We start from the raw sequence: 22,033 nt of genomic DNA, 5'->3' as shown, positions 1-22,033 counted from the left end.
CTTCCCTCACTACAATTACTAGGAGACCATCACTTGATAGGTGAAAACAGAAATGCTGATATCTATTTGCATGTGCACATACCAAAGAGATCATGTCGTCGATACCCTGAAGAGTATTGCAGCATTACGGCTACCCGAACATGTCAACATTGAAGTTATCGTGGTTGATAACGATGAGCAAGGCTATGCCGAAAAGCTAGTCAAGGCACAAGCAGCCCTCATGAATATTCCTGTTTTTTATCGCCAAGAAACGGCGAAGAATATCGCGTTAGCACGTAACTGTTCAATGGATAATACCAAGGGTGAATGGATAGCCTTTATCGATGATGATGAAGTTGCAGATCCCGACTGGTTAACGCAACTCTTAGCAACGGCGCAAACCTATCAAGCAGATGCAGTTTTCGGTCGCGTTAAATCAACCTACCCCAATAACACACCGCAATGGATAATCGAATCAGGTGTGTTTGATAGATCTGCGGTAAGTAATGGCCAAGAAGTCACCAGTGGCGCAACGAATTCAACTTTAGTCAGTCAAACCGCAATACAGAAATACCAACTCAAGTTCGATTCTAACTATGGTTTAACAGGCGGTGAGGATGCCGATTTCTTTTATCGACTGTATCAGCATGGCGGTAAATTGGTGTGCTCAAGTGAAGCGTATGTCAGTGAAGAAGTGGCAAGTAATCGATTAAACATACATTATTTATTAAAAAGAGCCATCCGAATAGGTGAAACATATACACGCTACCGTATACAGCAAACACCATTAGCAAATAAGCTCACTTATTTTAGTGATGTATTAATAAAACTCATTGTATTACTCTTTATCGTATTAATTAAATTACCTTTTGGCCAATCAAAATATGCAAAACCATTATTACAATTAGTTGATAAATACGGAAAAATGAAAGCATTATTTACCACCGACATCATCAAACTGTACAATTAAAGCAACCTAAGCCCTCATAAACACAAGTCATAAATAAAAAAGCAAGTCACAGGTAAAATGACTCGCTTTTGGTATTAACTGCGTCGTATATTAGCGCTATGAACCTAACCTAAATTAGCCCGTTTAATATCACGAGTATCTAATGGTCTATTCTCCAGCACCATCTCGTTAAATCGCTCACGTAATTCACAGCCATCTTTATGACCCTGGATTTCTACATGTTGAAATAAGATCGGGTCGCCTTTTTTAATATCGACTAATAACCTCGCTCCAATCGCTAAACCTAATGGCAATGCACTCTGTTCAACAGAGAACTCCGCGCCAGTCATTTCACCGTAATAATCATACCCTCCAATACAATCTAGTTGGTCTCCTTTTTTTAGGTCTCGCTTCGCACGGGTGATAACGTCAGAAACGGGAGCCCCCGATGGACGAACAATAGATTGATGCTCCACAACGTTAACATATAGCCCGTATAAGGCTTCAATACCAGGCATGTGATAAGGTAAATACAACAGATAATTAGGACCATCACCCATTTTATAGTAAGAAAGAGAGTGCAATATCTCAGGCTTGTCCGTGGTGATGACAGCAAATACCCCACCACTGGGTTCGACACCACAGACAACTTCGATAACGCCAGTTCGATTCAAAATACCGCCATCTTTTTTTAGTTGCAGCAAATTGACAATATCTTCAAGCGTCCCCTCCGCAAGATGCATACCAGGGACATCAGCAACCAAACCTGTGGCATTAGAAACAATCGTCATTTCCATCGACATTTTAGAACCATCTGCAAACGAAGTGATCATCGTCGGTTTTTGCCCCGATTTTTCAGCCCAAGGAAGTACAGTTTCTGGAGTGGCAAACGAATCGTGAAAACCTTTAAATTTACCCACTGCGACAATACCAAAGCCCAATACATCCGCGTAATTATAAAGGTGCTTAATTAACCCAGGTTCATCACCCCACATATTACTGTAGATCAGGTCTTTTTCACGGAATAACTCAGCCAAAACAGGCCCAACTAATGCGTCAGTTTCGGCGCTGACAACAAAATGCTTATTAGCAGCTAATGCCGCCAGACCAAGCTCACACCCAAACTCGGTATCACCGGTCAACTCAATTACAATGTCTGCATCACTTCTACAGAACTCTGTAATATCATCAGCAATAATAGATAAAGGTAAGTTGGCATCTTTTAATAACGCAATAATAGGCGTTCGGGTTTTAGAGTAGATCGACACGACATCAATAAAATCAAGTAATGTGATCTGTTGTATCAACCCTTTACTGATATAACCCGCACCAGCAATGGCAACCTTAATGCTCCCATGCTCGATTTTATATGCGTCTAATAGATTTCTATTTATCATTGATTTCCCCCAACGATGGAACGGTTATGCTATTGATTTTTTCACCACATGTTGTAATTTTTCCCGCCAATCCGACGGTTTAAATATCGGTGATATTTTATGGCAATTTAAAATGCCATTTTTCGGCCGCTTGGCAATTGAGGCATATTCTTCGCTCGTCACCGCTTTTAAATTTAGATATCGCCCATCGGGTTGATATTTATTCGACTCTTCGAAAATAGCGCAAGCAAAATCAAACCAACTGACTCCTCTATCACCGCAAAAATTATATTCACCGAATTGATAACGTCCAGTTTCAAGCGTGTAATCCTTAGCAATATCGAGCGCTAAGTTAGCCAAGTCACCTGCATACGTAGGGCAACCGAGTTGGTCGTTAACAACACGAATTTCATCCGTATTACGATTGATTGATAGCATAGTTACGACAAAATTACGCTGGTATTCGCTAAACACCCAAGATGTGCGAATGATAATATAGTGAGTCAAATACGATTTTATATATTGTTCACCCTGTAACTTTGTCCTGCCATAAACATTCAAAGGTGCTGCTTTACCAGCTTCAGAATAACCCGCTTTATCGTTGCCACCAAAAATATACTCGGTAGAAAAGTGAATCAATAGTGCTCCTATTTTATGACACTCTTTTGCGAGCAAATAAGGGCCGTAAGCATTGACTGCTTCTGCAATAGCGACTTCTTTTTCAGCTTTATCAACCTGAGTATAAGCGGCAGTATTAATCACTACATCGGGTCTAAATTGCAAAAACAGCGATGAAACTTGCTCTGCATTCGTAATATCCAGTGTATCAATATCGGTAAGTAAAACGTCCCACAACTGATGATCAACACGGGCTTGTATCGATTGGCCGATCTGCCCTTTCTGCCCTGTAACAAGTAGTCGTCCCATAAAATATGTCCTTAAAGAAACAAATCTTTAAACTTAAGTCCCATCTTGTCTTTGTCAGAGAGTAAAGGGTTACTACAAGGCCAATCTATATTTAATGCTGGATCATTCCAAATAAGACAACCCTCATCGTTTGGATCGTAATAGTCCGTGCATTTATATTCAAAATCAGCCATTTCAGACAACACGACAAAACCATGTGCTAACCCCGGCGGCAACCAAAATTGCAATTTATTTTCTGCATTTAACCGCACACCATGGCATTGACCATACGTGGGTGAGTCCAACCGAATATCAACGGCTACATCATAGACTTCTCCCATCACCACACGCACTAACTTACCTTGTGATTTGGTTTTTTGAAAATGTAATCCGCGTAAAACATCTTTCATAGAGCGAGAGTAGTTATCTTGTAAAAAATTATATTCATCACCTATAACATTTCTATAACGTGCAGCTTGAAATGTTTCCATAAAAAAGCCTCGGTCATCACCAAATACATCCGGTTCAATAACCAACGCACCATCAATGGGAGTCTTACAGACTTTCATCTACAGGTCCTCCTTAAGTAAACCGTAAAGGTATTGCCCATACTCCGTTTTCTGTAACAAGCATGCTTGATCTTCTAATTGCCCCCGTGAGATCCAGCCTTGTGAGTATGCAATTTCTTCTAAGCACGCAACTTTTAAACCCTGATTATCTTCAATGGTTTGCACAAACATCGATGCTTTTAATAATGAGCAATGTGTTCCCGTATCAAACCAAGCAAAACCACGACCAAAGCGCTCAACAAACAAGTCTCCAACATCCAAATACATATTGGTTATATCCGTTATTTCGACTTCATCACGTGCCGATGGGGTTAATGATTTAGCCATCTTAATGACTCGGTTATCGTAGAAGTATAGACCCGTAACAGCGATATTTGACTTAGGGTGTGTAGGTTTTTCTTCAATACTGATCGCGTTACCTTCACTATCAAACTCCACCACCCCAAATCGGCCTGGGTCCGTCACTTGATAACCAAAGATCGTTGCCCCTTCATCTCGGCTCGTTGCATTTAACAGTTTCCCAGTAAAATGCTGACCATAAAAGACATTGTCTCCCAATATCAGGCAGACATTATCGTCGCCAATAAAGTCTTCACCAATGATAAAAGCTTGCGCGATCCCCTCTGGCCTTGGCTGCTCAGCATACTCAATGTTAAGCCCAAATGTCGAACCATCACCGAATAAATCTTTAAAGTGTGGGAGGTCCTCTGGCGTCGAAATAATTAATATATCTTTAATATTAGCCAGCATAAGTACCGAAAGTGGGTAGTAGATCATTGGCTTATCATAAATCGGTAATAGCTGCTTAGACACCGCTCTGGTGATGGGATGTAAACGCGTACCTGAGCCACCCGCTAACACAATACCTTTGTATTTTTTATCGCCCATTCGCACTTTCTCCTCGACGTGTTAACTGATAATCACCGCTTAGAACTCGCTGCCACCATATTGTATTATCTAAATACCACTGCACCGTTTTTCTGATACCAGTCTCAAATGTTTCTTCTGGTTGCCAGCCTAATTCACGTTGAATTTTGCTCGCATCAATCGCATACCTAAGATCATGGCCCGGTCTATCACGAACAAATTTAATCAAGTCGCGATAATGTTCAATTCCATTAGGCTTATCGGGTACAAGTGCTTCCAGCGCATCACACAAGGTATGTACTACATCTATATTCTGTTTTTCGTTATGTCCGCCAATATTGTAACTTTCACCAACCTCTCCTTTTGTTGCCACTAGCACGAGTGCTTTAGCATGGTCATCAACATATAACCAATCCCTAATTTGCTTACCATCGCCATAGATAGGTAGTGACAATCCGCTCAACGCATTTAAAATCATGTGAGGGATCAACTTTTCAGGAAAGTGATAAGGGCCATAGTTATTCGAGCAATTAGTAATTAATGTAGGTAACCCATACGTTCTTAACCAGGCACGAACTAAATGATCGGAACTGGCCTTGGTTGCTGAATAAGGTGAACTGGGATCATAAGCGGTCGTCTCAACGAATAAATCGTCATGGTTGCTTAAATCACCAAACACTTCATCGGTAGAAATATGATGGAAACGAAAACCCGCCTTTTTTTCAGCGTCTAATGACAACCAATATACTCTAGCCGATTCAAGCAGGCTGTAAGTACCGATGATATTTGTTTCGACAAAACAGCTGGGATTTTCTATTGAACGGTCAACATGAGATTCAGCAGCAAGGTGCATAATAATATCAGGCTGATGCCGTCCAAAAATACGTGTCACCGCATCTTTATCACATATATCGGCATACTCAAATGCATAGCGAGATGATATTAACGTCACTGGTATTGAATCTAAATTACCTGCATACGTTAATTTGTCGAGGTTAACGACCTCATGCTCAGTATCGATTAATATATGTCGAATAACAGCACTGCCAATAAACCCAGCACCGCCAGTGACTAATATCTTCATATTGATGCTACTCGTAATTAACGCTTGAAGACCCTTGAACCTGTAGCTTTCGCGCGGTAGGTATACTTGGCTTCAATAAATACTGTAAATGATAAATACAGGCGTCTCTAATATGAAAACGTAATACACGATTGCTAAATACATCATAAATGCCGCCAGCACTGCAACGTAGTCCATCAGCGCCGACGACGATGTCACTTTCATAATGTACTTTATACCCGAGTTCCCAACACTTATAACAGATATCAGGATCTGCCATGAAGATGAAATAACGATTGTCAAAACCACCTATTCGTTCCCAAATGTCACGACTGATTGCCATGAAAGATGACTGTATCCAATCCACATTAGCCGGTTTAAAATAGTCAAATTCAGCATATTCGTAATACTCAGCGATCCCTTTCAGGATTGGCCAATTTCTAAGTGACGTTCTGCGTACCACCTGTGCGATTAAATTAGGAAAACGCCGTACCGTGTCAGGGGTCGAACCATCATCATTAAGTTGTCGAGTACCCACAATGCCAATACCTTTATCACGTTGGTATATAGCAATTACATCAGCCAGTGTCGTGACAGATTTCCATTCAATATCCGGGTTTACAAAAAACAAATAGTCACCACGGCATAAATCAGCACCTTGATTACAACCTCGGGTATAACCATTATTTTGTTGATTAAAAATCAAGGTTACATTTTCAGTGTCTTGATATTGCGACAGTATTTTTTGATTGCCGCTATCCATTGAGTTATCAATAACGATCACTTCTATATCAAAATTACCTTCCTGAATCAGTACCCTTTCGACATTATCTACAACTCGTTCAGCTTTAAAAAAATCAACAATAACAACAGAAATTAATATTTTATTAGCCATAAGAATCTTCCCTTTGCTCAACGAATAGTTTTTTATCGATAACAGAAGCAAACGTATGATTTGTTATATCTATTGCCTTGTCATATCTTGGTATTGAAATGAGCTCTGCCACACTGTATTCAGGTAATAATTCATCGGGATAAACAACTTTCATATTAGGGTTGCATAACTCTTTCGCAATTTGTAATTGGTGATCATCAGAAAACTCGCCAAATCGCGCTAATCTCGGCACAAAGACCACCTGCTTCTGAAAGGTAAGCATGTGATTGATACTGCCAACACCGCAATGACTAATCACCAAGCTGCTCTCTTTTACCAAGGCATCCATTTTATCCTTCGGTATCATCGCTGCAATTTCGCCATTAGCGGGCTTTTCTTCAACCTCAAAGCCACCGGTTTGAATAAACCAGCGAACGTTAGGATCTTTGTAAATATCAAGTTTGGCCATTGCCTTAATCAAGCGTGGAAAAGGGTAAGTATTTGTCCCCATCGTTACTAATACCAATGGTTTTTCAGGCGGCTGTAATGGTGTGATGACCTTGTTGGATTGACCTGCTAAATCAAATGTTTTGCCTTCATATTCCACGTTATATTCTCTAGCTACCCCTTCCCACTGCGACATAAATTCATCGTATAACTTATATTTATGAATAAATTTTCCAGTATTAGAGAGTTCAACAACACGAGACAGCGTATCTAAATATACAAATTTTAAAGGTAAGAACTTACACACTAGCGCAAAAGGTAAAACGAGTGGTCCCCCCGTCGTAAATACGATCCGCGGTCTTTCTTTTAAAAGCACATACACGGCATAAAAAATATTTACAAAGTGAATAAACGCATTTTTTTGTGTTGACCACATAACATAAGTTTTTTTAATTTTATCATCGTTACCGAGTGACATCGTTGTCACTAATACAATGTCCTTAACATGGCTACAAGCGCATAATGCTTGAGTAAGGTGTCCTCCTGCCGATGCAATGACAAGCACTTTTCTATTTGGCATTTCGATACTCCAGATTAAGGCCATCGACTAAACTTTGATAATGATTAACCACCGTTTTCTTCTCGAAAATGTCGAATGCATGTGTTTCGAATGCGCATTTAATACGATTTTGAAAAAAATCATGTCGTACAATCAACTCTTCCACTTTGTTCACTAATTCATCTATATCTTGAGTTCGTACCTTAATGCCAACATCAATGTCATCCAAATAACCATCAATACCGGTATTGGCGTGATATAAAATAGGTAAACCAGAAAATAGCGCTTCAACAAACACCATGCCAAAAGACTCATTCTTACTCGGTAATAAAAACGCCGCATATTCTGTTAATTTTTGTTGCAGAAGATTATTGTCAATACGGCCTTTAATCGTAACCTTCTCGCTTAACGATAATGCGTTGATTTTACCCTGCACTATTTTCATCTTACTTTTAGATCCAGTACCATATATATCCAGCTTAATATCTGGATATGCAACACTAAGTCTAGATATAGCCGCCAATAATGGCATTATTCCTTTTCGTTCATATTGTTCAAAACGAAACACGGTAACAAAGTGCTCAGCTCGATTTCTCTTACTGATATCTGCTAGCTGACTCATTTCACAGGGATTAGGGAGTAAACTCGATTGAGCTGCCGATGTATTGAGCGTACTTTTCAGCATTTTTTTAATTGGATTTTTAGCCCAAGAACTCACCCAAAATATATGTTCCGCCTCTTCTAAGACCTTTTTCCAACGTGATCTTAAAAAGGATTTACGTTGTAAAATACGTACATCCGTTCCCCCTCTAACGGATAGGAAATACGGAATGCCGATCTGATTCGCGATAGCAGCACCTAACGTGCCATCAATAGCCAATTTATGACCATGAATAAGTTGGTATTTGACCTGCTTCTTTTTGATAAGATTAAAAAGAAGATTACGAGCAAGAAATAAAGATAAAGTCAGCGCTAAACCAAAAGGTAACCCCCAATAATAAACCGAATATAATTTAGGATTATGCGGAATAACACGAACCAGCCAAGGCCATGGGGTACGATGAATAACAAATACGGTATTGGAGATACCAGAGGTGGCGTCTAATAGTGATTTTACAGCAGGCGTACTTTGATCATTGCGGCCATCGGGGTAATCAGAGTGTATATGTAAAATGTTCATATCATAACAACCTACCAGAACCCGCCTTAAATCAGCAGATAATCACCATTAAACAGGAATTATAGGCGTTAAATTCTAACATTGACCACTTTCTAAATGTAATTGAACATTGAAAATTACTAAGTACATAAAAATAAAGCCAAGTTTTACAGCATGTATTTTACTACAATCCGTAATACTTGGCTTAGATTAAATATTCAAGCTGTTGGGCTTAGATTTTGTCGTTAATGCTTATAAACCCTGAGTACTCTTTCTATAAACCCTGAGTACTCTTTTTTATAAACCCTGAGTATATTGTGCATTAGTTGCCACAGGTACTAAGTTATTTAACGCTACTTTTGACGCGTCATCGCCTGCAAGTAACGCTTCAAAGTGTTTGATTAGCTCGACTTTGTCTTGTTCTTCTTTAGAGCCTGCACCGATGTTAGTGAGATCAATAAAGAATTCATCAAACAGATGAGAGAAGTCATTTACTGCATCAAAGTTTAAGAACTGCTCGTCATTATAAATGCTTGGGTAGCCGCCTTTTTGCTTATCAACCGCAAACGAAATACCTTTAACATTGGTAATTGTTGTCGCTTTTTCACATTTCAACATGCAACCATCTTCAATCGCAGGCTTTTTACAGCCAACCGTTTGTTGGAAGAAACATTGACGACTTGTCATCATCAGAATCGGATGGTAAATACTGTAGAACATTTTAAAGTTCTTTGGACGAGTGATGTTTCTAATTTGACCACGGTTGATCTCGTTAGAAATAAACGCACCTGCACAGTTTAACTCTTCTTGTAGAGTGATTAATGCGTGTGAGTTGGTTGTGTTTAAGAACGGACCAGCAACCCACTCAATACCCATTTCAAATGCTTTATAAGCAATACCAGTGTTGTTAGTCACGATACGCTTAGGTTTCACTTCTTCAAGGATCTTCACTGACTCTAGATAATCTTTACCAATCAGTACCGCTGGGAACCAAGGAATTAAGCGTGGATTTTCTTGCAATAGTTTAATATGTTTAGGGCAGTTCTTTTTCAAGCTCTCTGGGATCTTAAAGTAGATATCAGCATCTGTTACATCAGCAAGGTGTAAATCTTTTACGTTCGCAATAAGCAGTGATAGCTTAGGTGTTTGTTCTATTTTAGGGTGCTTAGGTAATGCAGGTACATCAACGTGTTTAACCACATCACGCGAACCATTCAATAAAAATGCCGCTTGATTTTTCAGTTCCGTTAATTCTTTAAACGGTACTGTTAGATTTGCATCAAAGTTGTCAAAGTTCATTGGCGCAAGATCAAACGTTGCATTATTGAAGCTACGGAAACGTTTCTCAACCGTTTCTGGTGTGATTGAAATTTCATCTGCAATACGTAATAAAGAATCACTTTTCACTTCAAACGACGTGTTACCAGCAATAATGTTTACCGTTAACGGGCTATTTTCTTTTGCAGAAAAAGCTAACGTTAAAGCAATTTTATCAATGCTTAGGTCTTTAATCTTTTCTGCTAGTTCAGCACCTAACGCATTTTTATCAGTATAAAGATCTTGTTTCACATCATGGATCTGTACAACAGAGATCGCATCGCTTTTTTCAACTGCATAATTAACACTGTTATCACGTGGGTTATCAGTAAACATTTTCTTGTTTAGGTCGCCCTGCAAGAATGAGTTAGTGAAGCTACGGTTAAATACTTTATGCAGGTTGCCATCGTCAGCTAATAACTTGCCAGACTCAACAAAGTTGTTGATCTGTTTACGCCATGTATCGACAACTGTGTAAACATAGTGTGCGCCTTTAATACGGCCTTCTACTTTTAATGAATCAACACCTGCGTCAACCAACTGGGGTAAATCAAAGTATGCCGAGTTATCTTTCAAGTTAAGCGGGAAGCGATGACCTTCTGCAGTCACTTCGTATTCATCACGACATGCTTGACTACAGCGACCACGGTTACCTGAGTTGCCCACACTTACTGAGCTTGAGTAACATTGGCCAGAGAACGCGATACATAGTGCGCCATGCACGAATACTTCAGTGAGTACATCATGGTCATGCGCAACTGTCGTTAGTTGTTTAATTTCACCAAGGTTCAGCTCACGAGATAAATTAACGCGCGTTGCACCAATTTTCTGTAAGAATAAGATCTGACCTTCGTTATGAGTTGTTAATTGAGTAGAAGCATGAATATCTAACGTTGGAAAATGCTTTTTAACAATATTGAAAACACCTAAGTCTTGCACAATGATGCCATCAATACCACTGTTAACCAGTTTATTAAGCAGACGCACTAAGCTAACAACTTCGTGTTCTAAGATCACGACGTTAAGGGTTAAAAAGACTTCACAGCTGTGTTCGTGTGCAAGTCGTAATACGCCATTTAGCTCATCAAATGAAAGATTGGACGCACGGTTACGGGCATTGAACATATCCAAACCACAGTAGACAGCATTTGCACCAGCTACAATCGCCGCTTTAATCGCTTCTACATCACCACCCGGTGCCAATAATTCTATTTTTCTACTCATGCGAAATAACCCACTTATTGCTTTTATTGTAATTTTTTGAGGGGGCATTCTACCTGTATATGCAGGTCAATGCTATGAATTCGGGGGTATTGATCTAGATCAAGGTTTCTACATGCTCATTACAGGGCTAAATAGTGCCTATAATGTAGTAAAAATAGCGCAAGGTGTGATTGAATATTACCACGAACATCCAGGGTATGTTTTTGTACCATTAATTATCGATACCGATAACTAAAATATGGTGAGTTAAGTCATTAACTCACCATCATCTATAAAACTGAACGCAACTAAAAGCTAGTTTGCATCAGGGACTAATTGTTTCACCGCGTTAGGTAATACCGTTACGATCATGCCACGAACAGGATGCCATAATGCTGATAACAGTAATAATGCTGCCCCTATCGCAACACCAGTAATAGCAAAATTAGTACCTACGTCGCCATACATACTCATTAAGCTTGATAATGCATACAATACATATACCAGTGATGACACCATAAAGGCACGGCGGTCGATAATAATAGAAACCAGTGACATCAATAAGTACAAGGCAATAATAATCGCGATACTACTGATACTTTCATCGCCATTCAAAATACCAACACTTAAAAATATCGGATGAATAATCAAAGGTGCCGATAATAAATGTAACCAGAATGCAGTATCAGTACGGTTAGTAACACGTTCACGATCAGAAGAGTCCCAATACATAGCAAACAAGAAAGTTAAAATACCACAGGTAAATATCACAACCAGTATCCAATCCGTTAATACATTGATCGTTTCAGCCGTCGTAAATGTTGATATGAATGAAGACACGATAAAGCCGATCATTGCAGCAGTACCCGCTGCAATCGTAATTGGCACATTGAAGCGACGCCAGTGACAAAAAGCGGCAATGACAGACGCGCCAGTAGCAACCACCATTGCTTGCTCACCCAGAGGTGCAAATATTTCTATTGATAACTTAAACACACCACCAATAAAGGCGAGTAATAACATAATAGCAGGAAAGGCCATTTTTCTTTTCAGAACAAAGAATTCCGCAAGCGCCCACGATAACGCGGCAAAAGTGGCTAAACCTAAACGCGGATCTATCGATTTAACCACCCACAGTGATGAGAATAATAACAACGCACAAGCAATAACAATAAAAATATCGTTAAACCCACCGATTAAACGGATATTTTCTTCATCTGCAATTGTCACGCGCTTGGATAACAACTGGTCACGTCGAAACTCGTCAACGGACGACGCAGTAAAAATGCCTTTATCTACCGCATTATTAAGGTCTTCATCTGTATACATAGTGGTCCTAAAAGTGTTATTAATGATATATATTACTTATTAAAGTACTAAAGTGTATTGGCTTTGCTTATACGAGACAAGGGATGTATCAAATAATTCCAGAAAACAAGTAGTAAATACAAGTTCCTGCAATCAATTTAGCTAAAGTGTGATGCAAGATAAAGCGCAGCATATGACTGTAGGCGTATTATCTACTTAATTTATCTAATTTTTGACGAGTATCCTCTTTCGAAAATAATAACTATGGCATGAAATCAGCGAATGTATTCATTATAAGTGCCTTTCACGCACTATCACCATGACACGCTGTTTTACAAGGAGATGTTTTGAACCCACAAGATTATTTTAATCAACTCAATGATGATTATTTAGCACTACACCGCCGTAAAGAAGATCTATTTTGGCAAACTTACATGGGCACCAGCGATGACCATGACGGTTTTGCAGCTGCAGAAGCTAAACTCAGTGCTTTTATCTCAGACCCAAATCACATTCAAACGACACGTGGCAACCTTGACGTGCTATTACAATTAACCGATGAAGATGATGAGCTGGTGCAAGGACTCAAAGGTTGGTTAGCCTTTTTCGATGCCAATGCAATTGAAAGTGCAGAGGGCAGAGATAAAATGGCCGCCCTCATTCGCAGTGAATCGACGTTATTTACCAAGCGTCAAGATTACCTAATGTATTGCAATGATGAAAACGGGGATAAGCAGCAAGCATCTTTAACCGTGCTAGCCGCGAATATTCGCACCAGTAATAACGAAGGTGTTAGACAATCGGCGCATCAAGCATTATTAGATCTTGAGCAATGGGTGCTAAATAATGGTTATATCGAACTGGTTAAACAGCGCAATGACTTTGCTCGTCAACAAGGATTCCGTAACTTCTTTGATTACAAAGTAAATAAAACCGAACAGATGACACCAGAGCAACTATTCACTATTTTAGATGATTTTGAATTACGCACGCGTGAAGGTAACCTTAGCAGCATCCAAAATTTAGCAGATACTAAAGGCGACAGCGCGATTCAAGGTCATAATTTTAGCTTTATGTACGCTGGAGATGCAGCACGTCAACTTGACCCTTACGTACCATTCTCAAAATCATTACGTCGCTGGATTGAATCATTCGGCCGCCTAAATATAGATTACTCACAAGCCGATATGACCCTCGATTTATTAGACCGTCCCGGTAAATACCAAAATGGTTTCTGCCACGGTCCTATCCCATCCTTTTATGCTGAAGATAAGTGGCAAGCGGGTAAAATCAATTTCACCAGTAACGCGAAGCCCGATCAAATAGGTAGTGGTTATGACGGTATCAATACCTTGTTCCATGAAGGAGGCCATGCGGCTCACTTTGCCAATATTAAATTAAACTCGCCGTGTTTCTCACAAGAGTTTGCACCGACATCAATGGCATATGCAGAAACGCAATCTATGTTCTGCGATAGCTTGTTAAACGACGGTGACTGGTTAAAGCAATATGCTTATAATACTGATGGTGAAGTAGTACCAGACGAGGTTATCCAAGCATTGATTGCAGCAACACAACCGTTTAAAGCTTATCAAGAACGCAGTATCTTAGTGGTGCCTTATTTTGAATGGGCAGTGTATAGCGCTGATGAAGACGTGTTAACACCTGAATACATAACAACGCTAGCCCGTGATACTGAGCAACGTATTCTTGGCCTAGCAGCAAGTCCACGACCATTACTCGCTGTTCCTCATTTGCTATCGCAAGAAGCCGCTTGTTCTTACCAAGGTTACCTACTTGCGCATATGGCGGTATATCAAACTCGTGCTTACTTTATCGAGAAATTTGGCTACCTAACCGATAATCCAGCAATTGGTCCGTTACTGGCTGAGCATTACTGGAAGCCGGGTAACAGCATTAGTCACGATGCAACCTTACGTAGCTTAACTGGCGAAGGTTTCTCTGCTACTTACCTTGCTGAAACCTGTAATAAAACCAGTGAGCAGGCTTGGCTACAAGAACAAGCAAAAATCGAAGCTGCGCAAAAAAGAACTCGAGTTCAACCAGCTGCATTAAACGCAAAAATCAGTATTGTTGATGGTGCAGAGACGATCGCTGACAATCATATTTCTGATGGTCAATTATGCGATAACTTTGAAACTTATATTACGCAACGTTACGGAAGTGACTGTTAGTTATACCGTGAGGTAATTAAGTATTCTATCCGTCCTCAAACAGGGCGGATAGTCATAACCTAGCATCTTGAAAATAAGCTAAAATGGCCCGCAAACCAAAGCGCGTTTCACACCCGGCGTTAACTTATCAAGCCCATCAATCAATTTCTCACGACCAATCAATACATCGGTAATTTGCCCTGAATAGCGAACCGCCGTTTCACGCATCATGCCCATCATTGGCCAACCCCATAAAGATGAGATCAAAACACCGTCTTGAATAAAATAAGGCTGAGTCAAGAAACTACAACTAACCACAGGTTCTACCGGACTACGATTAGTCGCACTGCCCCCCACTAAATCAATAACCACCGAGTTTTCTGGGATTAACGATTTCACATGTTGGTTAGTGATTAAAAAATTCTTGCCCCTAAGCTCAGGCGACTGTTCGGCACCGTTAATCACGATATCAGCATCCTGCAACCAATAATCGATGTTACCTTTAGCTGTTTGAGCCCGACCTAATACATGAATATGTTTAACACCCTGTTGGTGTAATTCATCTAGCGCCCCCTGCCCGACATTGCCATAACCAAGGATAACGGCTTTAATATTGCTAATATCCACAGACGGTTTATGCTTTTTCAACAACGACAGCCCATATCTGGCACCAGCTTGACCTGTTTCATGCAAACATTTTATACGACGTAAGCCAAATTCGAGTGGTGGGTGGCTGTCTCGGTAAGCTGACATTGCTTGTTGTCCATACTCACGTTCAAATTCAGTCACATCAAAAAGATGAGTACCCGCATTGTGTAGCAGTAGCAATATGTCTTGTTGATCGTTAAAGGTCTGACTGTCATAGAAATACAGCGCATTAGGGCCTACAGCATCTAGCTCATCATATGAAAGTGTCGGTTGAATGACCCGTAATGAACGCGGAGAACGATTTCCAGCTCGCTTTATACCTCCTCGTAATCGTTCACTCCAACCAATAACTCTGACTTGTAAATCACCGATACTTTGCGCATTGATAAAAGGGGTTAATACGGCATTCATCGCTACACGAGCAAGGATCTTATGATCAGGTTCATACTTAGGTGACTCATGTATTTCTTCCATCGCAATAACGTTAATACGTTTATCTTGCAGCAATTTAGCGCGGTCTGGGTAGGAATGAAAATGAGCCATGCAGAATAAAGTACAGCCTTCTTTTATTTGCTCTACAGAAGCGATAGCTGGGCCTTTAAATTTAATAATCAGTGATTTATTCACATAAATTTGTTCCGCAGTTTGCATTATCGCGTTATTTGCTAAATATTCTTCATCACTAAAACCGACACCGTCGCCAGCACCAGTCTCAACATAAACTTTAATACCCGCTTGAACAAGCAGACCTACATCACTCGGTATCAAAGCAACGCGCTTCTCTAGCCCTTCTGGATTCTCAGGAGACTCTATTTCTTTAGCCAGTGCGATGGATGAATAACGTGCTGAATTATCTAACATAAATGTATATTCCCTGATACAACAAAGGAATATTAGTAGCATGAAAAATTAACTACTCAAAAGTCTCAACATCAAAAAACCACAAAAACATATTTATGTAACTTTTAACACTGCAACACAGCAGGAACAACCGAAATACTACCCCTTTAGATGTATTCGCTCTTTTAGGTATTTGATAAATAACTGCGTACGAGTATGTTCATAATCAAGGGTTGGATAATAAGCACACACAGCCCCGTGATCGACCGTTACATCTGGTAATACTCGGACCAGTTCACCCACCTCAATTAAATCTTCAAGCATCTTTTGACTGGCGAGTAAGATACCCATACCGCACTTAGCGCCATAAAATAAAGCCTCAGGGTTGGTGGTGGCAAAATTCCCCCGCAAAGTAATGCGATTACCAGTCGATAGCTTCACGTCTCGTATTGGCCTTTCGCCCCAAATGAGCATGTTATGAGATTCAAGATCATCAATGGTTTCGGGCTTACCATACTTCTCGATATAGTCAGGCGAAGCAAAAAACTTAGCGTCGTTTTTAAACAATTCAATAGCTTTATAATTATGTGAATTTAACTGTTCTAAATCACGACTAATAAAAACATCGACATAAGTCTCGGGCATTTGCCCTGGTGATGTGGTCAGTAATTGTATTTTAATTTTAGGATACATGAGCAAGAAGTCATTTAAGTACTTAATGATGAATTTAGAGCCTACCGCAGTTGTCGCACCAATCTTTAATATCCCAGTAGGCGTTTGGTTTACCGAACGCGCTTCGTCCACCAGCGACATCCACTGATCAAGTTGTAATCGTGACCGTTGGTAAAATAACTGACCAGCTTCGGTTTGATCAAGCGATCGCGTAGTTCGCTTAAGTAACTGCACGCCCACTTTCTCTTCTAACCAGTTTATACGCTTGCTGATTGCAGACCCCGTGGTATTAAGCTGATAAGCAGCACCGTTAAAGCTACCTTCTTCTACCACTTTGATATAAGTACGCACACATATTATCCAGTCCATCACTACCTACCCTTTCGCAATATCGCTATTGAAGTGAACATTCAATCCTAGTAAGACCTAATCTAGCATAAATAATCACATTTATAGTGACTGCAGAAGATAATGATACTGATTATGACTTGCAGGTGTTGAAGAACCGGCGAGAATCGTTAATGAATGGAATCATTATTACGGTATTTTTTTTGGGGGGGATTCGTTCACTAAAGAGGCTGATGAATAATGAGCTAAAATGTGTAGCAAAGCGGAACCGAGCAAACTACTAGCAGTCCCGCTTTAATTATTTGTTATTTTTATGTGCTAATGAAAAGTATTTATATACATTTCCTATCATTAACAACCGTTAGCTCCCGGTCTAATTTAGGTTTAACAAATAGATCCACAGGTAACAAGATTGTGTCCAGTACAAACGAAAAAGGCATATCAAGGACAATAAATGGAAAATCTACTAATGCAGTATGAGTTGAATATATTACGCGACAAGGAAAGTTTTTCACCGCATCTTCAGTACCACTATACGGGTGCCCAAATGTAACATTATGAGTTTTTATAGTAGAGCAGGAAACATTAAGCAGACACATTAACAAGATTAAAACTTTATACTTCATCGGAGTCCTATAGAGATTAAGTCAATACATAACAGTGCTTTACACTTAATTACATACACCGTCATTCCAGTTTAATTAAATTATTAATAGTACCGAATATACTATTAGCGACAAATGGATTGTGGTCAATAACGGTTTACAAATCAAATGAAACTAAAATAAAAACAAGAATTGTATGTATATTGGCCCGTATAGATACAATAATAAGAGGTTTGATTGAATGGTATTTTAGTTAAAGAAAAAGTAAAGTTTTCATGTTGCGCTATGGTGAACTTGAAATCAATCAGGTGTTCCTCAAAAAAAGTTCTAGCAAAGCAACAAGGTTATGAAGTTGAGTCCTTTTGGTCACCTTTACCTAGAGTGTCACTCATCTTAACCAATAGCCCTTCCAAATTTCCTGTTTTTGATTTAGCAGCGAGGACTATTTTTTTTACCTCTGACTTCACTAAGCGATGTTTTGTTATTTTTAATTTTGGTGTCAAAAACGTTTTAATAATTTTATTTCTTGCTGGTACAGTCACGAATTTTCCGCTGTTGGCCACATTCATGTAAAGATGTAACAAGCTATTATCAATTACATTTTTTAATTCGGTTTTGTCTGACATGTTTAAATCAAATCCCTAATAGGTGTAAGCGTACTGCTAGTGTTCATCTAATGCCCGTTAATCGTTAATTAGCGCTTGAACATCTAAACATTTTCATCGCGGCCATGATTCTTAACATATCATCTCCGTCTCTATCAGAGATACTGCCGCCACCGCAATGAAGGTTGGCCCAGTGCCTATCCCTATCCAATTCATTTCTTAATATTTCTTTTTTGTCTTTTTGATTTTGATTTTGATTTTGATTTTGATTTTGATTTTGTATTTGTATTTTCATAACCCATCCAGTTCATCGTCTAAATATAATTTTCAGACCTTTGTGCTATTATTTAATGTTGGGCATTTGGTCAAATATGAAAGCTGATTTATCAAACCCCACACCCAGGCGTACCCACTAATGAGTATTATCGATCAGTGTAGTATACTTTTCAAGAAACATTTGCACTGAACAAAAATTAATTCATATTTTTCTAATACTCCCCTCAAAATCAACCTTAAACCGTGGAGCTTATTGATGGCCTTGTTATTTAACCAGTTTTGAAACCAGAATTTTCATATGATTAATGCTTTTGTAATTTTTATGCTCTTCAATACAACTAAAAACAAGTTTAATTAAATGATCATCATTGCTTTTTGCTGCTATCTCAACATTTAATTGTTCTAAAGATTTTGTTTGAATTTCACAGACGTCTCTCAACTCTAAATTTTCTACAGAAAGAATAGCAACCAATGCAGCTGACCAATAACCCACCAATGCATTTTCTTTATCTTCAATATATGGAAGAACTATCCTCATTGCATGGCAACTGGTTACAGCGTGTAGAACTGTAAAGTCACTACTACGTAGATATAATTGAGTAAAAAGATGACTTAAAGACGCTAATGAAAGACCGCTGGAAAACTTGTTAATATTGGTAAATTTATTATGGTTAGCAATATCAATCATACGGTTAGTGATTGTGTCACCACTAGCTACATAATCTGAGAAAGTGTTTAAAGCGTTGTTCAATATTGCCGAGGGTTCATTTTCGCTTTTGGATGATTCAGGAAGTCTCAAATAATGTGATGACAGATGTGCTAAACCAAATGTAATTTCCTTCGCGTTTTCTTGAATTATGCCATAACTTAAACGAATCAAAGCATGAAAGGCAGAAGCAGCACAACCTTGAATAATCTTATCAATGTGGGAACGGAGAACTGCTTGCCAGCCATTTAGATTAATCTTATTTGTATAGTATTCTAAATACGCCCCAAATTTATCCCTTTCCCCTAGATGTTCAAACCAATTGAATTCTTCCGTGATAGAAGTGTATTCTAGCGGCTTCAAATTTTCAGAATACATTTGAAAATATTCTTTCAGCCGTGCATCACTAGCACCTAATCGATCTAAGGCAATTAAGGCCATTGGTAAATGATTTGTAAATCCTCCAACCTTGGTATCAATATCATAATCTTGGGCACGAGCCAATAACTCTTCTAACATAAGATACCTTATCTTTTGTAGTCACTTTAAACATAACGTTTGTATATCAGGACTCTCGATTTCCCAAATTTATTAATTATATATTTATGGGAAAACGAGCTGCTATGTGATTGAGTATATTGATATTAATTTTAGGCTACAAGATAAACCTGACTGCCTTTTGACAAATTGAGAATGCGTTCACCAAAATATACAAACAAATGGCAGGGTATAGCGAAGGTAAAATGCTAAACACTCTCGTCATCTCGGTAAGGAAATAATGATTGGCTCTAAAACCCCTAAACTTGGCTATTTGAGCATTGACCACTTCAAGAGCGACTACCTATGCTCTCTTTCTTGCTCTTATTGCTAGCCCTAAGATACCTAAGCCGAAGATAGCTAAACTTGATGGTTCAGGTACCACTGCACCACCTACACCCAGACCAAAAGAGGCCGAATCAAGTAAGTTACCCACAGAGATGCCGCCTACAGCGTAGACAGCGGAGTATGCAAATTTAATGTCGTTACCCAAAGCAAATATCCCTGAACCTGAATTCACTTGCCAAGTATTGATACCCGCATCGAATGTATCGTTGAACAAGTCGGTATCATCAGAAGTTCCAAAGGTATTATCAAGACCCAAGTCTGTAATTTGTAAACGCATCGTTTCTAAACCGCCAGTACGACTGCGATGTGCGAATTCCCAACCAATCTCTTTGGTGGCAGCTATACCTGACACTACCTGCGACAAAGTGCCTGCAATATAGGCGTTTAATTCAACAAACTGATTTCCTGTATGCGAAGGAAAACCTAAGAATCCATTTGCCCACACTTCAAATGCACTATCTGTTGTTTCCCATCCAGGCATTGCTGCAGGGGTTACCAGTTGCATCTGACCAGTAATGACAGGATCCTCAAAGCTGCCATTAATTAGTCCCGCATTGACTGAAAAAGCAAATAAAAATGTAAATAATCCGATTAATTTTTTCATTTTATTTTCCTTATATTCATTAAAGACAAATAGTCCAGTTATATCAAAGCAAGAACCTTACCTAAAATGTTAATTTCCTTATAAACATCTAGTTAATATATTTTGTTATTACGTAAAGAATAGCGCCAATCACCTAATGTAAAAAAAGTCGACTGTAGTAGTTCATTGAAATTGGCCTGCTTAACAGGAAGGGATAATTTTGCACTAAATTGAGGAATCAATGTTTCAGCGAAACGAAGGACAAACCTACAGCGTCAACGGTGATAAAAATAATTATGTGGAACCAAGATATTGCTCTCAGTTACATTAACCAAATAGGGTTATGATACTTACATCTTCTAAAAGATAAGGGAACAAAATGGCTGACGTAATTGCTTATATAATTATTATCCTAGGTAATCCATTTGCATATAGAATTGGACGCCTACTAATTTCCATTTTAAGTATTGGTAAATTGTCCATTCAACCACTACCAACTAAGTTTCCAGCCAATTTCGTACAAGCCTTTGATGGAGATAAGGTTGTAGAAAACCAAGATAAACAATCCCATTCAGTATCATATGGGATTGCAATTTTAATTGGCTACATTGTAATCGTAACTATATTTGGAACCCTACTATTTTACTCTATCGATGGATTTGTAGAGACTCTCCCATCGTAATCCCCCCCCCCGCATAGACATTACATCACTATAATGGCGTTTGCGTACTCGGCACATTAGACCTTGCTCAATACGAGAACCAGTGGACAGTCTTGTAAAAACTGGGATACAGCTAGCGCCGACAAAGAAGAGCGACTCCACCGAGTAGAGCCGTTACAGTAATAGACTGAGCAATCATGCATTTTTAGAGGTATGATAACCACCCACGTTTTATATGTTTATTATTGCTAATTTTTTCATAATCACTATTTTGTATAAATAGCATAAGATAACCCTAGCTTATTTGATATAAGACCTAATCGTTTCTCTAGTTTATTTAATCGTTTAGTGTTTTTTATCTTGTTCTCTATTTTCTGGTTTGTTTTAGTTTCATTATTTTCTACTGTTTTATCTATTGTTAATAATGTCATTCCTGTACCCTCGTATTAGTTTG

22 protein-coding genes are annotated in these 22,033 nt (G+C 39.0%); 4 read left to right on the top strand and 18 right to left on the bottom strand.

The features are described from left to right. Positions 1-52: 52 nt before the first annotated feature. On the top strand, positions 53-949 hold the full coding sequence (locus tag HWV01_RS08800; RefSeq protein WP_249185490.1) for a glycosyltransferase family 2 protein: 897 nt from the start codon (positions 53-55) through the stop codon (positions 947-949). 104 nt (positions 950-1,053) lie between these two features. Here HWV01_RS08800 and HWV01_RS08795 read toward each other — a convergent pair whose 3' ends face one another. The 9 genes from HWV01_RS08795 to HWV01_RS08755 form a co-directional block, all read right to left on the bottom strand. Then, positions 1,054-2,325, bottom strand: a complete 1,272-nt coding sequence (locus HWV01_RS08795; RefSeq protein WP_211675020.1) for an SAF domain-containing protein — start codon at positions 2,323-2,325, stop codon at positions 1,054-1,056. A gap of 24 nt (positions 2,326-2,349) precedes the next feature. Further along, positions 2,350-3,231 (bottom strand): dTDP-4-dehydrorhamnose reductase, encoded by an 882-nt coding sequence (gene rfbD, locus HWV01_RS08790; RefSeq protein WP_211675019.1) that lies wholly within the window; start codon positions 3,229-3,231, stop codon positions 2,350-2,352. Between the two features lie 11 nt (positions 3,232-3,242). Next, complete coding sequence (rfbC, locus tag HWV01_RS08785; RefSeq protein WP_211675018.1) at positions 3,243-3,779, bottom strand: dTDP-4-dehydrorhamnose 3,5-epimerase; 537 nt, start codon at positions 3,777-3,779, stop codon at positions 3,243-3,245. Next, positions 3,780-4,667, bottom strand: coding sequence for a glucose-1-phosphate thymidylyltransferase RfbA (rfbA, locus tag HWV01_RS08780; protein ID WP_211675017.1), 888 nt, complete (start codon positions 4,665-4,667; stop codon positions 3,780-3,782). Beyond that, positions 4,657-5,730 (bottom strand): dTDP-glucose 4,6-dehydratase, encoded by a 1,074-nt coding sequence (rfbB, locus tag HWV01_RS08775; RefSeq protein WP_211675016.1) that lies wholly within the window; start codon positions 5,728-5,730, stop codon positions 4,657-4,659. The genes rfbA and rfbB overlap by 11 nt, the downstream gene beginning before the upstream one ends. 7 nt (positions 5,731-5,737) lie before the next feature. Next, the gene (locus HWV01_RS08770) at positions 5,738-6,604 is read right to left on the bottom strand and encodes a glycosyltransferase family 2 protein (RefSeq protein WP_211675015.1); all 867 of its coding nucleotides are present in this window, start codon (positions 6,602-6,604) and stop codon (positions 5,738-5,740) included. After that, positions 6,597-7,610: a glycosyltransferase gene (locus HWV01_RS08765; RefSeq protein WP_211675014.1), complete on the bottom strand. Its 1,014-nt coding sequence runs from the start codon at positions 7,608-7,610 to the stop codon at positions 6,597-6,599. Before HWV01_RS08765 ends, HWV01_RS08770 begins: the two co-directional genes overlap by 8 nt. Then, entirely contained in the window at positions 7,600-8,769 is a 1,170-nt protein-coding gene (locus tag HWV01_RS08760) for a glycosyltransferase (RefSeq protein WP_211675013.1), read from the bottom strand. Before HWV01_RS08760 ends, HWV01_RS08765 begins: the two co-directional genes overlap by 11 nt. Positions 8,770-9,045: 276 nt before the next feature. After that, positions 9,046-11,289, bottom strand: a complete 2,244-nt coding sequence (locus HWV01_RS08755; protein ID WP_211675012.1) for a peptidase U32 family protein — start codon at positions 11,287-11,289, stop codon at positions 9,046-9,048. 112 nt (positions 11,290-11,401) lie between these two features. On the opposite strand from HWV01_RS08755, the gene HWV01_RS22435 reads away from it, so the two are divergent. Next, positions 11,402-11,524, top strand: a complete 123-nt coding sequence (locus HWV01_RS22435; protein ID WP_256440738.1) for a hypothetical protein — start codon at positions 11,402-11,404, stop codon at positions 11,522-11,524. Between the two features lie 59 nt (positions 11,525-11,583). On the opposite strand, the gene HWV01_RS08750 is transcribed toward HWV01_RS22435, so the two are convergent. Then, the gene (locus tag HWV01_RS08750; RefSeq protein ID WP_211675011.1) at positions 11,584-12,597 is read right to left on the bottom strand and encodes a hypothetical protein; all 1,014 of its coding nucleotides are present in this window, start codon (positions 12,595-12,597) and stop codon (positions 11,584-11,586) included. 326 nt (positions 12,598-12,923) lie between these two features. Between HWV01_RS08750 and HWV01_RS08745 the strand changes: the two genes are divergently transcribed. Then, the gene (locus HWV01_RS08745) at positions 12,924-14,771 is read left to right on the top strand and encodes a M3 family metallopeptidase (RefSeq protein WP_211675010.1); all 1,848 of its coding nucleotides are present in this window, start codon (positions 12,924-12,926) and stop codon (positions 14,769-14,771) included. 78 nt (positions 14,772-14,849) lie between these two features. Here HWV01_RS08745 and HWV01_RS08740 read toward each other — a convergent pair whose 3' ends face one another. From HWV01_RS08740 to HWV01_RS08710, 7 genes are all read right to left on the bottom strand, one after another. Further along, the gene (locus tag HWV01_RS08740) at positions 14,850-16,259 is read right to left on the bottom strand and encodes an alanine dehydrogenase (protein ID WP_211675009.1); all 1,410 of its coding nucleotides are present in this window, start codon (positions 16,257-16,259) and stop codon (positions 14,850-14,852) included. A 138-nt stretch (positions 16,260-16,397) separates the two neighbouring features. Continuing rightward, on the bottom strand, positions 16,398-17,279 hold the full coding sequence (locus HWV01_RS08735; protein WP_249185489.1) for a LysR family transcriptional regulator: 882 nt from the start codon (positions 17,277-17,279) through the stop codon (positions 16,398-16,400). A gap of 311 nt (positions 17,280-17,590) precedes the next feature. Continuing rightward, positions 17,591-17,857 carry a YceK/YidQ family lipoprotein gene (locus HWV01_RS22480; protein ID WP_371816357.1) on the bottom strand — a complete coding sequence of 89 codons (267 nt, stop codon included), beginning with the start codon at positions 17,855-17,857 and terminating at the stop codon, positions 17,591-17,593. A 350-nt stretch (positions 17,858-18,207) separates the two neighbouring features. Continuing rightward, entirely contained in the window at positions 18,208-18,489 is a 282-nt protein-coding gene (locus HWV01_RS08725; RefSeq protein ID WP_211675007.1) for a DUF2913 family protein, read from the bottom strand. 64 nt (positions 18,490-18,553) lie between these two features. Beyond that, a complete protein-coding gene (locus HWV01_RS08720) occupies positions 18,554-18,763 on the bottom strand; it encodes a hypothetical protein (RefSeq protein WP_211675006.1) in 210 nt (69 codons plus the stop codon). Between the two features lie 246 nt (positions 18,764-19,009). After that, positions 19,010-19,969: a questin oxidase family protein gene (locus HWV01_RS08715; RefSeq protein ID WP_211675005.1), complete on the bottom strand. Its 960-nt coding sequence runs from the start codon at positions 19,967-19,969 to the stop codon at positions 19,010-19,012. A gap of 322 nt (positions 19,970-20,291) precedes the next feature. After that, complete coding sequence (locus HWV01_RS08710) at positions 20,292-20,939, bottom strand: PEP-CTERM sorting domain-containing protein (protein ID WP_211675004.1); 648 nt, start codon at positions 20,937-20,939, stop codon at positions 20,292-20,294. Positions 20,940-21,297: 358 nt separating this feature from the next. On the opposite strand from HWV01_RS08710, the gene HWV01_RS08705 reads away from it, so the two are divergent. Beyond that, positions 21,298-21,600, top strand: coding sequence for a hypothetical protein (locus HWV01_RS08705; RefSeq protein ID WP_211675003.1), 303 nt, complete (start codon positions 21,298-21,300; stop codon positions 21,598-21,600). A 245-nt stretch (positions 21,601-21,845) separates the two neighbouring features. On the opposite strand, the gene HWV01_RS08700 is transcribed toward HWV01_RS08705, so the two are convergent. Then, positions 21,846-22,010, bottom strand: coding sequence for a hypothetical protein (locus HWV01_RS08700; RefSeq protein WP_211675002.1), 165 nt, complete (start codon positions 22,008-22,010; stop codon positions 21,846-21,848). Positions 22,011-22,033: the final 23 nt, after the last annotated feature.

Origin of the sequence: Moritella sp. 5 (assembly GCF_018219455.1) — a bacterium.
In the GTDB taxonomy this organism is placed as follows: Bacteria; Pseudomonadota; Gammaproteobacteria; order Enterobacterales; family Moritellaceae; genus Moritella.
The sequence above is the reverse complement of the archived record's forward strand: the minus strand, read 5'-3'. Positions and strand labels throughout refer to the sequence as shown.

Bases quoted from the DNA above. Each gene is read 5' to 3' on its own strand.
- HWV01_RS08710 (WP_211675004.1), bottom strand. From the start codon at position 20,939: ATGAAAAAATTAATCGGATTATTTACATTTTTATTTGCTTTTTCAGTC.
- HWV01_RS08735 (WP_249185489.1), bottom strand. From the start codon at position 17,279: ATGGACTGGATAATATGTGTGCGTACTTATATCAAAGTGGTAGAAGAA.
- HWV01_RS08770 (WP_211675015.1), bottom strand. From the start codon at position 6,604: ATGGCTAATAAAATATTAATTTCTGTTGTTATTGTTGATTTTTTTAAA.
- HWV01_RS08740 (WP_211675009.1), bottom strand. From the start codon at position 16,259: ATGTTAGATAATTCAGCACGTTATTCATCCATCGCACTGGCTAAAGAA.
- HWV01_RS08715 (WP_211675005.1), bottom strand. From the start codon at position 19,969: ATGTTAGAAGAGTTATTGGCTCGTGCCCAAGATTATGATATTGATACC.
- HWV01_RS08705 (WP_211675003.1), top strand. From the start codon at position 21,298: ATGGCTGACGTAATTGCTTATATAATTATTATCCTAGGTAATCCATTT.
- HWV01_RS08725 (WP_211675007.1), bottom strand. From the start codon at position 18,489: ATGTCAGACAAAACCGAATTAAAAAATGTAATTGATAATAGCTTGTTA.
- HWV01_RS08800 (WP_249185490.1), top strand. From the start codon at position 53: ATGCTGATATCTATTTGCATGTGCACATACCAAAGAGATCATGTCGTC.
- rfbA (WP_211675017.1), bottom strand. From the start codon at position 4,667: ATGGGCGATAAAAAATACAAAGGTATTGTGTTAGCGGGTGGCTCAGGT.
- HWV01_RS08760 (WP_211675013.1), bottom strand. From the start codon at position 8,769: ATGAACATTTTACATATACACTCTGATTACCCCGATGGCCGCAATGAT.
- rfbD (WP_211675019.1), bottom strand. From the start codon at position 3,231: ATGGGACGACTACTTGTTACAGGGCAGAAAGGGCAGATCGGCCAATCG.
- HWV01_RS08700 (WP_211675002.1), bottom strand. From the start codon at position 22,010: ATGACATTATTAACAATAGATAAAACAGTAGAAAATAATGAAACTAAA.
- HWV01_RS22435 (WP_256440738.1), top strand. From the start codon at position 11,402: ATGCTCATTACAGGGCTAAATAGTGCCTATAATGTAGTAAAAATAGCG.
- rfbB (WP_211675016.1), bottom strand. From the start codon at position 5,730: ATGAAGATATTAGTCACTGGCGGTGCTGGGTTTATTGGCAGTGCTGTT.
- HWV01_RS08765 (WP_211675014.1), bottom strand. From the start codon at position 7,610: ATGCCAAATAGAAAAGTGCTTGTCATTGCATCGGCAGGAGGACACCTT.
- HWV01_RS08795 (WP_211675020.1), bottom strand. From the start codon at position 2,325: ATGATAAATAGAAATCTATTAGACGCATATAAAATCGAGCATGGGAGC.
- rfbC (WP_211675018.1), bottom strand. From the start codon at position 3,779: ATGAAAGTCTGTAAGACTCCCATTGATGGTGCGTTGGTTATTGAACCG.
- HWV01_RS08750 (WP_211675011.1), bottom strand. From the start codon at position 12,597: ATGTATACAGATGAAGACCTTAATAATGCGGTAGATAAAGGCATTTTT.
- HWV01_RS08755 (WP_211675012.1), bottom strand. From the start codon at position 11,289: ATGAGTAGAAAAATAGAATTATTGGCACCGGGTGGTGATGTAGAAGCG.
- HWV01_RS22480 (WP_371816357.1), bottom strand. From the start codon at position 17,857: ATGTGTCTGCTTAATGTTTCCTGCTCTACTATAAAAACTCATAATGTT.
- HWV01_RS08720 (WP_211675006.1), bottom strand. From the start codon at position 18,763: ATGAAAATACAAATACAAAATCAAAATCAAAATCAAAATCAAAATCAA.